This window comes from Jannaschia marina (genome assembly GCF_013404595.1).
GTDB classification, from domain to species: domain Bacteria; phylum Pseudomonadota; class Alphaproteobacteria; order Rhodobacterales; family Rhodobacteraceae; genus Jannaschia; species Jannaschia marina.
Genome location: NZ_JABVAX010000034.1, coordinates 1 through 1,057 on the forward strand (window position 1 = coordinate 1; position 1,057 = coordinate 1,057).

The 1,057-nt window shown below is 61.4% G+C and carries 1 protein-coding gene; it reads right to left on the reverse strand.

All coding sequences use genetic code 11. From position 1 onward, the window contains the following. Window positions 1-123: 123 nt before the first annotated feature. Window positions 124-1,057, reverse strand: a 934-nt coding sequence (locus tag HSX43_RS19460) for a transposase (protein WP_179381808.1), incomplete at its 5' end; no start/stop codon positions are given.

Below are 1,057 nucleotides of genomic sequence, written 5' to 3' on the forward strand. Positions count from 1 at the left end.
GATATAGGTGAAAAACTCGATCTACCAGATGTTGTGTTTGGGCCGGGCGAGCCCTCCCAACCCGCTGTGATCGCGGGCAAAGGCAGTGTTTTTGGTCGGTATTGGATGGGGTCGCTTCAGCCTTCAGCAGGGAACCATTTTGGCGAGGCGTTTTAGGTTCTGAGCTGTTGCAGCGAGAAGGAATTCTTCTGTGGCTCCCGATAGGCCCCGGAGCCGGAGGCGTTTCAGGCCGAGATGCCGCTTCAGATGGGCGAACAGCATCTCGACCTTCTTCCGTCGTCGTCGGCTCTCATCGTATTGCCGGGTATCGCGCAGATCGCGGACCGCCTGACGGGCATCCTCGTCCATGTGCCGGGTTACGGTCCTGTAGGGCGCGTCGGTGCAGGCCTTCTTGATCGGGCAGGCACCACAGGTGTCCTTATCCGTTCGATAGACCTTTATGCGGGTGTCTTCCCTGATCCGGCGCAGCGGCATCTCATGGCCTTCGAGGCAGGTGTAGCTGTCGCGTTCAGGGTCGTATCGAAAGTGGCTCAGGTCATACTTGCCCTTGGACTGGTGCTGGCGGTCCAGCACCGGGACATGCGGCGTAACCTTGCGCTTCATCAGCCAGGCCAGGAACGGGCCGGTGCCATAAGAGCCATCGGCCGCAAGGCGATCAGGCTGAAAGTCGTGCCGCTGACGGCTGCGCTCCAGCATGGCCTTCGCGGCGACGATCTCCTGCGACAGGCGTGCCGGTGTCGCTTCCACATCCACGATGATTCCATGATCGGTATCGACCAGGTAGTTGGTCTCATAGCTAAACCGGCCCGGCCCGTCCTTCACCGACCAGGCGGCCTCTGGATCGGTTTCCGAGATATACTTCGGCGGTTTGTGGGTCGGACCCGACTCGGAGCGAGGTGCGGCCTCGGCCAGCTTCGCCAGGTATTCCGCAACCGGGCGCTGAACCTGTTCCTTGCGCGACCAGAGGTCTTTGATCTCCTGCGGCGTGTCCTTGCGCATTTTGTTCGCGTCCGCCTCGATGGTGCTGCCATCGACGGCCGCATCGGTGCCGCCAACC